11 protein-coding genes are annotated in these 12,651 nt (G+C 70.6%); 5 read left to right on the forward strand and 6 right to left on the reverse strand.

Annotated elements, in window-relative coordinates:
• Positions 1–57 precede the first annotated feature (57 nt).
• The 3 genes from N5875_RS26185 to N5875_RS26195 all read left to right on the forward strand — a co-directional run bounded on the left by N5875_RS26185 (position 58) and on the right by N5875_RS26195 (position 3,033).
• Complete coding sequence (locus tag N5875_RS26185; protein WP_338496489.1) at positions 58–1,371, forward strand: S8 family serine peptidase; 1,314 nt, start codon at positions 58–60, stop codon at positions 1,369–1,371.
• Between the two features lie 70 nt (positions 1,372–1,441).
• Positions 1,442–2,191, forward strand: a complete 750-nt coding sequence (gene recO, locus N5875_RS26190) for a DNA repair protein RecO (RefSeq protein ID WP_318211119.1) — start codon at positions 1,442–1,444, stop codon at positions 2,189–2,191.
• Positions 2,192–2,208: 17 nt separating this feature from the next.
• On the forward strand, positions 2,209–3,033 hold the full coding sequence (locus N5875_RS26195) for an isoprenyl transferase (RefSeq protein WP_318211118.1): 825 nt from the start codon (positions 2,209–2,211) through the stop codon (positions 3,031–3,033).
• 68 nt (positions 3,034–3,101) lie between these two features.
• On the opposite strand, the gene N5875_RS26200 is transcribed toward N5875_RS26195, so the two are convergent.
• On the reverse strand, positions 3,102–5,819 hold the full coding sequence (locus N5875_RS26200; RefSeq protein WP_338496492.1) for a M4 family metallopeptidase: 2,718 nt from the start codon (positions 5,817–5,819) through the stop codon (positions 3,102–3,104).
• Between the two features lie 145 nt (positions 5,820–5,964).
• Entirely contained in the window at positions 5,965–7,011 is a 1,047-nt protein-coding gene (locus N5875_RS26205; RefSeq protein ID WP_318211116.1) for a helix-turn-helix transcriptional regulator, read from the reverse strand.
• Positions 7,012–7,110: 99 nt separating this feature from the next.
• Between N5875_RS26205 and N5875_RS26210 the strand changes: the two genes are divergently transcribed.
• A complete protein-coding gene (locus N5875_RS26210) occupies positions 7,111–7,656 on the forward strand; it encodes a YcxB family protein (protein WP_338496494.1) in 546 nt (181 codons plus the stop codon).
• 128 nt (positions 7,657–7,784) lie between these two features.
• On the opposite strand, the gene N5875_RS26215 is transcribed toward N5875_RS26210, so the two are convergent.
• The 4 genes from N5875_RS26215 to N5875_RS26230 form a co-directional block, all read right to left on the reverse strand.
• Positions 7,785–8,195 (reverse strand): transcriptional repressor, encoded by a 411-nt coding sequence (locus N5875_RS26215; RefSeq protein ID WP_148004192.1) that lies wholly within the window; start codon positions 8,193–8,195, stop codon positions 7,785–7,787.
• 71 nt (positions 8,196–8,266) lie between these two features.
• Positions 8,267–9,160 carry a metal ABC transporter permease gene (locus N5875_RS26220; protein ID WP_318211114.1) on the reverse strand — a complete coding sequence of 298 codons (894 nt, stop codon included), beginning with the start codon at positions 9,158–9,160 and terminating at the stop codon, positions 8,267–8,269.
• 16 nt (positions 9,161–9,176) lie between these two features.
• Entirely contained in the window at positions 9,177–9,956 is a 780-nt protein-coding gene (locus N5875_RS26225) for a metal ABC transporter ATP-binding protein (RefSeq protein WP_318211113.1), read from the reverse strand.
• Between the two features lie 26 nt (positions 9,957–9,982).
• Positions 9,983–11,005 carry a zinc ABC transporter substrate-binding protein gene (locus tag N5875_RS26230; protein WP_318211112.1) on the reverse strand — a complete coding sequence of 341 codons (1,023 nt, stop codon included), beginning with the start codon at positions 11,003–11,005 and terminating at the stop codon, positions 9,983–9,985.
• Between the two features lie 166 nt (positions 11,006–11,171).
• On the opposite strand from N5875_RS26230, the gene N5875_RS26235 reads away from it, so the two are divergent.
• On the forward strand, positions 11,172–12,554 hold the full coding sequence (locus N5875_RS26235; protein ID WP_318211111.1) for a glycine--tRNA ligase: 1,383 nt from the start codon (positions 11,172–11,174) through the stop codon (positions 12,552–12,554).
• Positions 12,555–12,651 lie beyond the last annotated feature (97 nt).

A 12,651-nucleotide genomic window follows, 5' to 3' on the forward strand; every position in this document is an offset into this window, starting at 1 on the left:
TGGTCGTCGCGAACCAGTTCGCGTTCGTTGACCACGAAAGGAAACCAGGTGTTCGGGATGGCAGGACAAGGCCGGGTCGCGAGACCGGCGTACCGGCTGGCCGCGGTGTCCGCGGCGGCGGTGGCGTTGCTGGCGGGGGGACTCACGGGGGCAGGGGCGACGGAAGGGCGGGCCGCCCAGCCGGAGGGACGGTACGTCATCGTCCTGGAGGACTCGGCCCGTGACCGGCTCGACGCGATCGTGCGGGAGCACGGCCGGAACCACGGGGTGCGGCCGGGCTTCCGGTACCGGCACGCGCTGGTCGGGTACTCGGCGGTGGTGCCGGAGTCCCGGGTGGCCGCGCTGCGGGCGGAGCGGGACGTGAAGGCGGTGGCTCCCGACACGCCGGTGTTCGCCACCCAGCAGGTGCTGCCGACAGGGGTGGACCGGATCGAGGGCGACCTGAGCAGTACGGCCGCCGGGGACGGGACCGGTGCCGTCGACACTGCGGTCGCGATCCTCGACACCGGGATCGACGACGACCACCGTGATCTCGACGTGGCCGGCGGGGTGAACTGCATGAATCCCGCGCGGCCCGGGGCCTGGAGGGACAACAACGGCCACGGCACCCACGTGGCCGGCACCGTCGCCGCCCGGGACAACGGCGACGACGTGGTCGGGGTCGCGCCCGGCGCCCGGCTGTACGCGGTGAAGGTGCTCGGCGCCAACGGCCGCGGCTCCGCCTCCAACATCATCTGCGGGCTCGACTGGGTGGCGAACAACGCCGCCACACTCGGCATCAAGGTCGCGAACATGAGCCTCGGCGGCGACGGCAGCGACGACGGGAACTGCGGGTTCACCAACGAGGACCCGTACCACCAGGCGATCTGCCGCGTGGTCGACGACAGGGGCGTTCTGGTGGTGGCCTCGGCCGGCAACAGCGCCGACGACCTGGCCGCCCACCGCCCCGCCGCCTATGACGAGGTCCTCACCGTGACCGCCATGGCCGACTTCAACGGCCTGCCCGGCGGCGGCGCCGCTTCGACCTGCCGGACCGACGAGGACGACACCGCGGCGAACTTCTCCAGCTTCGCCGTCAGCGCCGCGGACGCCGCCCACACCATCGCCGGTCCCGGCGTGTGCATCGAGTCCACCCGCAACCGGGGCCGCACCACGGTCTTCTCCGGCACCTCGATGGCCTCGCCGCACGTGGCAGGCGCGGCCGCCCTCTGCCTCACCGGGCCCTGCGCGGGCATGACCCCGGCCCAGGTGGCCGACAAGCTCCGCGCCGACGCCGCCGCCCAGCCCGCCTCGTACGGCTTCGCCGGCGACCCGAACGCGCCCGTCACCGGTCGCTTCTACGGACACCTCGTCCACACCGGCGGCTACTGAACCAGCCCAGCCCACGACGGAGCCCCGGGTACCGGCCCGGGGCTCCGTCGGCGTGCGCGAGAATGGGCCCATGAGTCTGTTCCGCGACGACGGCATCGTGCTGCGCACCCAGAAGCTGGGTGAAGCGGACCGCATCATCACGATCCTCACGCGCGGTCACGGGCGCGTACGCGCCGTCGCGCGCGGGGTGCGTCGGACGAAGTCGAAGTTCGGCGCGCGGCTCGAACCGTTCTCGCACGTGGACGTGCAGTTCTTCGCCCGGGGGAGTGAGCTGGTCGGGCGTGGCCTGCCGCTCTGCACCCAGAGCGAGACCATCGCCCCGTACGGCGGCGGCATCGTCACCGACTACGCCCGCTACACCGCCGGCACCGCCATGCTGGAGACGGCGGAACGGTTCACCGACCACGAGGGCGAGCCCGCCGTGCAGCAGTACCTGCTGCTCGTGGGCGGACTACGGACCCTGTCCCGGGGCGAGCACGCCCCCCATCTCATCCTCGACGCCTTCCTCCTCCGCTCGCTCGCCGTGAACGGCTACGCCCCGAGCTTCGAGGACTGTGCCAAATGCGGCATCCACGGACCCAACCGGTTCTTTTCGGTCGCGGCGGGCGGTGTCATATGCGGCGACTGCCGGGTGCCCGGAAGCGTCGTACCCTCTCCGGAGGCCATCGGCCTGCTCAGCGCGCTGCTCACCGGCGACTGGGCGACGGCGGACGCGTGCGAGCCGCGTCACGTCAGGGAGGGCAGCGGACTCGTGTCCGCCTATCTGCACTGGCACCTGGAGCGCGGCCTGCGCTCGCTGCGGTACGTAGAGAAAAGCTAGGTAGGAGAGACCACGTCATGGCCATCGCACGACTGCTCGGTCGCCAGCGCCGGGAGTACAGCACCCCCGAGCCGCACCCCTCCGGCGCCCGCCCGCCGAAGCTCCAGTCCGAGCTGATCCCGGAGCACGTCGCGATCGTCATGGACGGCAACGGCCGCTGGGCCAAGGAGCGCGGCCTGCCCCGCACCGAGGGCCACAAGGTCGGCGCCGAGCAGGTGCTCGACGTGCTCCAGGGCGCGATCGAGATGGGTGTGGGCGCGATCTCGCTCTACGCCTTCTCCACCGAGAACTGGAAGCGCTCCCCCGAGGAGGTGCGCTTCCTGATGAACTTCAACCGCGACTTCATCCGCAAGTCCCGCGACCAGCTCGACTCCCTCGGCGTGCGGGTGCGCTGGGTCGGCCGGATGCCCAAGCTGTGGAAGTCGGTCGCCAAGGAACTCCAGGTCGCGCAGGAGCAGACCAAGGACAACACCAAGCTCACGCTGTACTTCTGCATGAACTACGGCGGCCGCGCGGAGCTCACGGACGCGGCGCAGGCGCTCGCCGAGGACGTGAAGGCCGGTCGGCTCGACCCGGCGAAGATCACCGAGAAGACCATCCAGAAGTACCTCTACTACCCGGACATGCCGGACGTGGACCTCTTCCTGCGGCCCAGCGGCGAGCAGCGCACCTCCAACTACCTGATCTGGCAGAGCGCGTACGCCGAGATGGTCTTCCAGGACGTGCTGTGGCCGGACTTCGACCGCCGCGACCTGTGGCGGGCCTGTGTCGAGTACGCCCAGCGCGACCGGCGCTTCGGCGGCGTCGACCCGGCCGACATGGCCGTCCTCGACAAGGGCTGAACCCAGCCGTACGGAAGGCGCCCGCCGTCCCCTTCCCGGGGTGGCGGGCGCCTCTCGTGTGTCCGGGATCAGCAGGTGCCGGCGAAGTTCGTCCGGGTCACCACGTCAGTCGAGGCGGCCGACGTGTCCAGCCAGGCTGTCCGCTGCCCGTCGCCGAGCGACGGGGCCAGCTGGAAGCCGGAGGAGCAGGAGACCCTGCTGTACACCGGAGTACCGCCCAGCACGTCGGCGACCGGGGCCGTGTACACCTTGCCGATCGTGCCGCTCCAGCCGCCGAGGGCGCTCAGGGCGTCGTACGTCGAGTAGGCGAAGTACTCGTCGCTGACGGAGAACTGGCCGGAGTACGCCGAGGACGGCTTGCCGATCTTCTTCTTCTGGGTGAGATCGGCCAGCGGCGCCGACCAGAACGCGTCGCTGCTGAAGAGGAACGACGTCGTCTCGCGCCAGAAGACCCGGTCCCTGGTGAGCTGGATGTCCGTGATCTCGCCGAAGACGTAGGACTGGATCCGCACGCGCTGCGCGGTGCCGGCGGCGAGGTCGTACACGTTGATGTGATCGCCGTCGTTGTCCCGCCAGGCCACCTTGCCGTGCTTCATGGTCAGGCGGTCGGCGTTGGTGCCCGCGGCCGGGGTCAGATTGACCGTGGTGCCGTCCCGGTCCAGGAGCATGACGTCGGACTCGCCGTCCCGCTTGTCGATGTAGACGAGCCGGCCGTCCTCGGTCACGGGCTGAAGCTCGTCGCCCGGGCCGTCCACCAGCTCGCGGATCGGGCCCTGGCCCTGCTCCTGCGTGGAGTACACGCCGATGGAGTCGGCGGTGATACGGGTGAAGACGATGCGGTCGTCGTCGAGGGACGGGTCGAGGAGATGGGCGTCCTCCTGGGCCAGCTCGCGCTGCGGGTGCTTGCCGAAGCGGCCGACCGTGATGCCGAAGCCCGCTCCGCCCGCGTTCCACGCGACGGCGTCGCCGTGGCTGATCGCGTACACGTCGCCGTTGATCTGCGCGGCCTGCTCGTCGATCGCGCCGGCGTACACCTCGTACGCGGGCAGGACGTCGCCGGCGAGCGTGGTCCCGTCATGGGTGCCGGACGCGCGTTCCCAGCCCTCCACGATGCCGTGCTCGTCGAAGGCCCTGGCGATCGCCTCGCGGTCGGCGGGGGAGGCCTTGAGCGACTTCGCGGCGAGGGTGACCGCGTTCCGCATGTCCGAGAAGCCGGAGAGCGGGGTCAGGTAGTTCTGTGCCGCCCGGTAGACGATCCTGTCGGCGAGCGCCGGGTCGAGGGCCTTGCGCATGTCCCACATCGCACCGGACACGACGGTCGAGTTGAGGTGCACCCCGCCGTTGTCGATGTCGAGCGAGACCGGGAGGTAGTCCTCGCCCGCGACCCGGCCGTCGTTCATGTCGCGCAGGGCGCACTCGTCGAGCGGCTTGGTGCCGTTGCAGAGGTACTCACCGATCAGGCCCGAGGTCGGGTCGGTCATGGCGACGCCCTTGTCGGCGGTCTCCATCGCGTTGCCGAAGTAGTCGGAGATCGCCTCGTTGAGGGCGCCGGACTGGTTGAGGTAGACGAGTCCCGCGCTGTGCTCGGTGACGCCGTGGGTCATCTCGTGACCGACGACGTCGAGGCCGACGGAGAGCGGGACGCCGCCCATGTGGCCGTAGACCATCTTGGTGCCGTCCCAGAAGGCGTTGGCGTAGTCCTTGCCGTTGGCGGCGACGTTCACGACGGAGTGGATCGTGCCGCCCTTGCCGTCGACGCCGTCACGGCCGAGCCGGTCCTTGAGGTACTCGTAGACCTTGCTCGCGTTGACATGGGCGTCGACCGCGCCCGAGCTGGTCGCCGTACCGGCGAAACGGTTCGTCGGGGAGGAGACGATCGTGGTGCCGTCCTTCACCGGGCCGTTGGCGACGTCCAGATAGCTCTGCCGGTTCGCGTCGTACGTGATGACCTGGCCGCCGGTCACCGGGAACATCGCCCGCGCCGAGTCGACCAGCGTGTACGAGCCCTCCGTCTCCCTGTTGACGTCGAGCGGGGTCTCCGTGCCGTCGACGCGGACGCCCGTGCCCTTCTCGGGGGAGGCGGCCGTCGCGGCGTCGAGGTTGTTGTACGAGAGGGCGATGCCGCCGACGTGGGCGTCGACGAAGACCTCCTGGCGCAGCGGCTCGCCGGCCGCCGTCGCACCCGTCACCGTGAAGTGCCAGGCAAGCCGGCCGCCGTCCGCACCCGGCAGGACCGTCAGACCGTGGCCCTCGGTCGCCGTGCCCTCGGCGGCGGCGAGACGCGGGTCCAGGACGAACATCCGCCGCTCGGCGGTGGCCTCGGTGACCTTCGGGGTGGTGGAGACGGTCAGCTCCGGATAGAGCGTGCCCGTCGCGGAGGTCACGTGCTGACCGCTGTCGGCCGCCTCCGTCTGCACCGCGTACACGGCGCCGAAGACGGGCACGCCGTTCCGCTTCTGCTGGAAACGGACGGAGGACTGGCCGTCGGAGGCGCTCGTCCCGACCGTGGCGAGATCGGCCACCGGCACGCGGTACGTGTCCTGGTGTGCCTTCAGATGTGCGCGGGCCGCCTCCGCCGGGGTGCCCGGGCGGGCGGCGGCGCCGTCGAGGCCCTGGGTCATGCGGGGCGCGACCGTCGCGTCCCTCGTGGCGGCCGGGGTGGGCTCGTTCACCTCCTCGGCCCGCGCCGGTGCGGTCAGCAGGACCGAACCGGTCGCCGCCATGACCACACCGGTCGCGAGCATCCGGCGTATCCGGCCTGTCCGTCGGATTCTCTGAGTCCTCACGAAGCCCTCCCCATGACGCACGTTCGCGAGGGTCTGAAGGACCCTCGCGACTGATGGGGTCGATGGTTCGGTAGAGGAGCTTCCGCTTACAAGGGGTGAGGCGCGGCGCAAAACCGCCCAGGCGTAAAGCCGCCTCGTGCCGCGCCTAAGGCGTGGGCAACCAGCCCGACTCCGCGGCGTGCCAGCCGAGTTGGAAGCGGGTCGCCGCCCCCACCGACTCCATGAGCTCGTGCAGGCGCCGCTGCACCGTCCGGTGCCCGATCCCCAACTGGCGGGCGATCGCCGCGTCCGTGAGTCCCACGTGCAGCAGCGCCACGATCTGCCGGTCCACCGGATCGAGCGGGCCCGGCCCGTCGGACTCCGACCCCAGGACGGCCGGGTTCAACTCCCGGCCGAGCGCGAAGTACTGCTCGAACAGCGAGATCAGGGCCGTGAGCAGACCGCTGCGGTGCACCACCAGGGCCACCGGCTCCTCGACCGTCTCGTCCCGCTCCGGATCCAGCGGCAGCAGCGCCGCGTCGTCGTCGACCATCACCAGCTTGATCGGAAGCGACTCCGTCACCGCGATCCGCTGACCCTCCGACGCCAGGGTGGTGAGCCACCGGGCCGCCCTCGGTTCCTCCAGCCACGCCCGCGCCACCACCGACCGCACGACCACACCCCGGCGCATCGTCTCGCGTTCGACCTCGTCGACGTTGTCCTCGAAGGTGATCGCGACCGGCCGGCCCATCGCCGGCACCAGCGACCGCACCTCGTGCCGCGCCTTCCGCTGCATCTCCACCAGCCGCCGCCGGATCGCCGCCGCCCCCGTCAGCACCTCCACCGGCGCCCCGCCCGTCCGGGACTGCGCCGCCCGGTGCCGCTCGGCCAGCTCCGAGACGAAGTGCTCGACCCGGTGCAGCGCCGACCGGCGCGACTCCAGGAGCGGGCCGAGCGCGAGGACGGGCGAAGCGGCCCGGTACCGTACGCCGTCCCCGTCCCGCTCGGCACTCGCGAGCCCCCGGTCGACCAGGCCCTGCAGCGCGCGGACGACGACCCCGGGGTCCGCGCCCGGCTCCGTGACCGACGCCGGGGTGCTGGCGGGCCGGTCGACGAGCAGCCGGTAGACGGCGTCCTGATCGGCGTCGAGACCGAGGAGCGACAACAGCGAGGAGTCGGGGGCCGGAGGCAGGTCCCTCGGCGTGCTCTCCATGTGCTTCCCCCTCCGGCGGCCGACGACGGGGGCCAGGGTAAGCGGGAAGATCGAAAACCGGTACGGTCCCCGGTCGTTCGTACCGCTACGATCGCCGCCGTGAACGAAGCGACGGAGCACACCACCCAGGACGGGCTCGAACTCGTCTACCCGCCCGTGTTCGCGGACGTGAGCGAGGCCGTACGGGTCCGGCTGCGGGCCACCCGCTGGTGGCGGGTGCTGCGGTGGGCGGCCCGCGGCGCCTGCGCGCTGGCCTTCGGAGTCGCGGCCCTCGCGCTGTTCCTCCCGCGGGAGCCCGAACCGGGGAAGGCCGTCGAGATGATCCTGCTCGGCCTCGTGGCTCTGGCCGCCGCGGAGCTGGCGCCGTGGGCGACCGCCCGCAGTGTCTTCCTGATGGCCCGGTCCCAGGGCGAGGCGCGGGCCGTCGTCGACGAGGACGGCGGGCGGTGGATCACCCGGGACACCGACGTCGTCGTCCGCTGGGCCATGCTTCCCCAGTACGTGGAGACGCCGCGGCTCTTCGTCCTGCTCACCGCCCGGAGGACCGGAACCGGTTTCGCGTACCTTCCCAAGAGCGGGCTCGCCGGCCCGGCGGACCTCGACCGGCTGCGGGAGATCCTGGACCGGAACTCCTCCCGGGGGTGACCCGCACGCGAGAAGGCCCGTACGCGAAGGGCCCGTACGCGAGAAGGCCGTCCGCGAGAAGGCCGTACGCGAGAAGGCCCGTACCTCTCGGTACGGGCCTTCTCGTATGTCAGGTCACCGCGTGGAGGTCACTTCCCGGCGCAGTCCGCGCAGGTGCCGAAGATCTCCACCGTGTGCGCCACGTTCACGAAGCCGTGCTCCGAGGCGATCGCCTCGGCCCACTGCTCCACCATCGGGCCCTCCACCTCCACGGCCTTGCCGCAGACACGGCACACCAGATGGTGGTGGTGGTCGCCGGTCGAACAGCGGCGGTACACCGTCTCGCCCTCGCTCGTGCGCAGCGCGTCGACCTCGCCCGCGTCCGCGAGGGACTGGAGCGTGCGGTAGACGGTGGTGAGACCGACCGAGTCGCCGCGGTGCTTGAGCATGTCGTGCAGCTCCTGGGCGCTGCGGAACTCGTCCACCTCGTTCAGCGCCGCGGAGACGGCGGCACGCTGCTTGGTCGAGCGGCCTCGTACGGGGGGTCCTGCCGTCACCACGGGGGCCTCCTTGGATCCTTGTCTGCCCCCGCCATTCTGCCAGTCCCCCACGGCGCTGAGTCCGGGCCGGATCAGACCTTCACGTCGTCCGTGGGACGCCGGGTCGCCGGAACCGGTGCGTCACACTTCTCCGCGCCCGCCTCGGCCGCCCGCGCCCGCCGTTTGGCGAGCGGCGTGGCGAGCAGGGTGAGCAGGACGAAGACGCCGATCGCGTACAGGACGATCGTCGCGCCGGGCGGCACGTCCTGGTAGTACGAGGTGACGGTGCCCGCCAGGGTGACCGTGATGCCCGTCACCACCGCGAGGACGAAGGTCGCGCGGAAGGACTTCGACAGCTGCTGGGCCGCCGCGACCGGCACCACCATGAGCGCGCTGACCAGCAGCAGGCCGACGACCCGCATGGCGACCGTGACGGTCACCGCGGCCGTGACGGCGATCAGCAGGTTCAGGGCGCGCACCGGGAGGCCGGTGACCCGGGCGAACTCCTCGTCCTGGCTGACCGCGAAGAGCTGCCGGCGCAGACCGACCGTGACGAGGACGACGAAGGCGGCCAGGATGCCGATCGCGGTGATGTCCTCCTCGGAGACCGTGGACAGCGAGCCGAAGAGGTAGGAGCTGAGGTTGGCGTTGGAGCCGGTCGGCGAGAGGTTGATCAGCAGGACGCCGCCGGCCATGCCGCCGTAGAAGAGCAGCGCGAGCGCGAGGTCGCCGCGGGTCTTGCCGTACGCCCGGATCAGCTCCATGCCGACCGAGCCGACGACGGCGACCAGGGTCGCCATCCAGACCGGGCTGGAGTTCAGGAGGAAGCCGAGGCCGACGCCGGTCATGGCGACATGGCCGATGCCGTCGCCCATCAGCGCCTGACGGCGCTGGACCAGGTAGATGCCCACGGCGGGCGCGGTGATGCCGACGAGCACGGCCGCGAGGAGCGCGCGCTGCATGAAGGCGAGATCGAGCATTTCCATGATCAGGTCAGCTTCCTCAGGTCAGCAGACCCGTACGGAGCGGCTCCCCGGCCGCGTGCGGATGGACGTGGTCGTGGCCCGGCAGCGCGTGCTGGCCGAGGGCCTCCGGCGGCGGGCCGTCGTGGACGACACAGCCGTCGCGGAGCACGACCGCGCGGTCGATCAGCGGCTCCAGGGGGCCCAGCTCGTGCAGGACGAGGAGGACCGAGGTGCCGTCGGCGACCTGCTCGCGCAGGGTCGAGGCGAGGATCTCCTGGCTCGCGAGGTCCACGCCCGCCATCGGCTCGTCCATGATCAGGAGCTCGGGTTCGGAGGCGAGCGCGCGGGCGATCAGGACCCGCTGGTGCTGGCCGCCGGAGAGCGCGGAGACGGAGTCCTTGGCGCGGTCGGCGAGGCCGACGAGGTCGATGGCCCGCTCGACGGCGGCCTTGTCGGCCCTGGTCAGCCAGCCGAACCTGCGACGGGCGAGCCGGCCGGAGGAGACGACCTCGCGGATGGTGGCGGGGACGCCGCTCGCGGCGGTGGTGCGCTGCGGTACGTAGCCGACCCGGGCCCAGTCGCGGAAACGCTTCCGCTCCGTGCCGAACAGCTCGATCGAGCCGCCGGTCAGCGGCACCTGGCCGATGACGGAGCGGACCGCGGTGGACTTGCCGGAGCCGTTGGCGCCGAGCAGGGCGACGACCTCACCGCGGTGGACGGTGAGGTCGACGCCGCGGAGGACGGGCCGGGCGCCGAGGGCGGCGGTGGCTCCGCGGACGGAGATGACGGCTTCCCGTTCCGGTGTCGGGGCTGCCATGGCTCGTACCTCCTGCTGTGCGGTGATCACTTCGCGCCGAGGGCCTTCTGCAGCGCGGCGAGGTTGGAGCGCATGACCTCGATGTAGTCATCGCCCTTGGACGTGTCCGTGATTCCCTCCAGCGGGTCGAGCACGTCGGTCTTCAGACCGGTGTCGCTCGCGAGGGTCTTGGCGGTCTTGTCGCTCGCGAGGGTCTCGAAGAAGACGGTGGTGACCTTGTCCTGCTTCGCGACGTCCTGGAGTTCCTTGATCCGGGCGGGGCTCGGCTCGGACTCGGGGTCGATGCCGGAGATGCCCTCCTGGTCCAGGCCGTAGCGCTCGGCGAGGTAGCCGAAGGCGGAGTGGGTGGTGATGAAGGTCTTCGTCGTGGTGTTCTTCAGACCGTTCGCGAAGTCGGTGTTCAGGTCGCCGAGCTTCTTGACGAGCGCGTCGGTGTTCTTCTTGTAGTCGGCGGCGTGCGCCGGGTCGGCCTTCTCCAGGGCGGTCCCGACACCCTTGGCGACCTCGGCGTACTTCACGGGGTCGAGCCAGATGTGCGGATCGGCGCCGGCTTCGGAGCCGTGGTCGTGACCGGCTTCCTCTTCGGCGTGCTCGCCCTCGGTGTGCTCCCCTTCGGCGTGCTCTCCTTCGGCGTGGGCGTGGCCTTCGTGGCCGACCCCGGTGCCGTGGGCTTCGAGCTTCGTGAGGGTGGCGGCGTCGACGGTGTTCTTGACGCCGGCCTGGGCGATCGCGTCGTCGACGGCGGGCTGGATGCCCTTGAGGTAGAGGACGACGTCGGCCTCGCCGAGCTCGCCGATCTGCTTCGGCTTGAGCTCCAGGTCGTGGGGTTCGACGCCGGGCTTGGTGAGCGTGTTGACGGCCACGTGGCCGCCGCCTATCTGCTCGGCCAGGAACTGCATGGGGTAGAACGACGCCACCACGTCCAGCTTGCCGTCGCTGCTCTTGGCTGCCGCGTCGGAGGTCCCGCCGCAGGCGGAGAGGGTGACGATGCCGAGCGTGGCGGCTGCGGCGATGGCGGTGGTGGATATGAGGCGGCGACGTACGTTCATGACACTCATTTTCAACAAAACTGGAAACGATTGTCAATTGTCGTACGTGTGGTCCCGCCCACGCGGGACCTCGCACGGTCCTCTCGCCGAACCGATTTGATACGGGGGGCGTGCGCGCCGGTAACCTGAGGCATTCGCACTTCGTCGTCGTAATGAAGAGAGCACCGTGGCCGCCGACAAGATCGACACCATCGTCAGCCTGAGCAAGCGCCGTGGCTTCGTCTACCCGTGCAGTGAGATCTACGGCGGCCAGCGTGCCGCCTGGGATTACGGACCGCTGGGCGTCGAACTCAAGGAGAACCTGAAGCGTCAGTGGTGGCGTTACATGGTCACCGCGCGCGAGGACGTCGTCGGCATCGACTCGTCGGTCATCCTGGCCACCGAGGTCTGGGAGGCCTCCGGCCACGTCGCCACCTTCACGGACCCGCTGACCGAGTGCACCTCCTGCCACAAGCGCTTCCGCGCGGACCACCTGGAGGAGGCGTACGAGGAGAAGCACGGCCGCCTCCCCGAGAACGGCTTCGCCGACCTCAACTGCCCGAACTGCGGCAACAAGGGCACCTTCACCGAGCCCAAGCAGTTCTCCGGCCTGCTCTCCACGCACCTCGGCCCGACCCAGGACACCGGCTCCGTCGCGTACCTGCGTCCCGAGACCGCGCAGGGCATCTTCACCAACTTCGGCCAGGTGCTGCAGACCTCGCGGAAGAAGCCGCCGTTCGGCATCGGCCAGATGGGCAAGTCCTTCCGGAACGAGATCACTCCGGGCAACTTCATCTTCCGCACGCGCGAGTTCGAGCAGATGGAGATGGAGTTCTTCGTCAAGCCGGGCGAGGACGAGCAGTGGCAGGAGTACTGGATGGAGCAGCGCTGGAACTGGTACACGGGTCTGGGTCTCCGTGAGGAGAACATGCGCTGGTTCGAGCACCCCAAGGAGAAGCTCTCCCACTACTCGAAGCGCACCGCCGACATCGAGTACCGCTTCCAGTTCGGCGGCAGCGAGTGGGGCGAGCTGGAGGGTGTCGCCAACCGCACCGACTACGACCTGAACGCGCACTCCAAGGCCTCCGGCGCCAACCTCACCTTCCTGGACCAGGAGTCCGGCGAGCGTTACACGCCGTACGTCATCGAGCCCGCCGCCGGTGTCGGCCGCGCGATGCTGGCCTTCCTCCTCGACGCGTACAACGAGGACGAGGCCCCCAACGCCAAGGGCGTCATGGAGAAGCGCGTCGTCATGCGCCTCGACCCGCGCCTCGCGCCGGTCAAGGTCGCCGTCCTGCCGCTGTCCCGCAACCCGCAGCTCTCCCCGAAGGCCAAGGGCCTGGCGGCGGACCTGCGCCAGAACTGGAACATCGAGTTCGACGACGCCGGCGCCATCGGCCGCCGCTACCGTCGCCAGGACGAGATCGGCACCCCGTTCTGCGTGACCGTCGACTTCGACACCCTCGAGGACAACGCGGTGACCGTGCGCGAGCGCGACACCATGAAGCAGGAGCGCGTCTCCCTCGACCAGATCCAGAGCTACCTGGGCAGCCGCCTGCTCGGCTGCTGATCGCTGATCGCTGATCGCGTACGGCGAAGCCCCCGGTTCCGACTCGGAACCGGGGGCTTTCCCGTTGCGCGGGGGCGGCGGGACGGCGGGGGTGTGG

This window comes from Streptomyces sp. SJL17-4, assembly GCF_036826855.1.
Classification (GTDB): Bacteria; Actinomycetota; Actinomycetes; order Streptomycetales; family Streptomycetaceae; genus Streptomyces.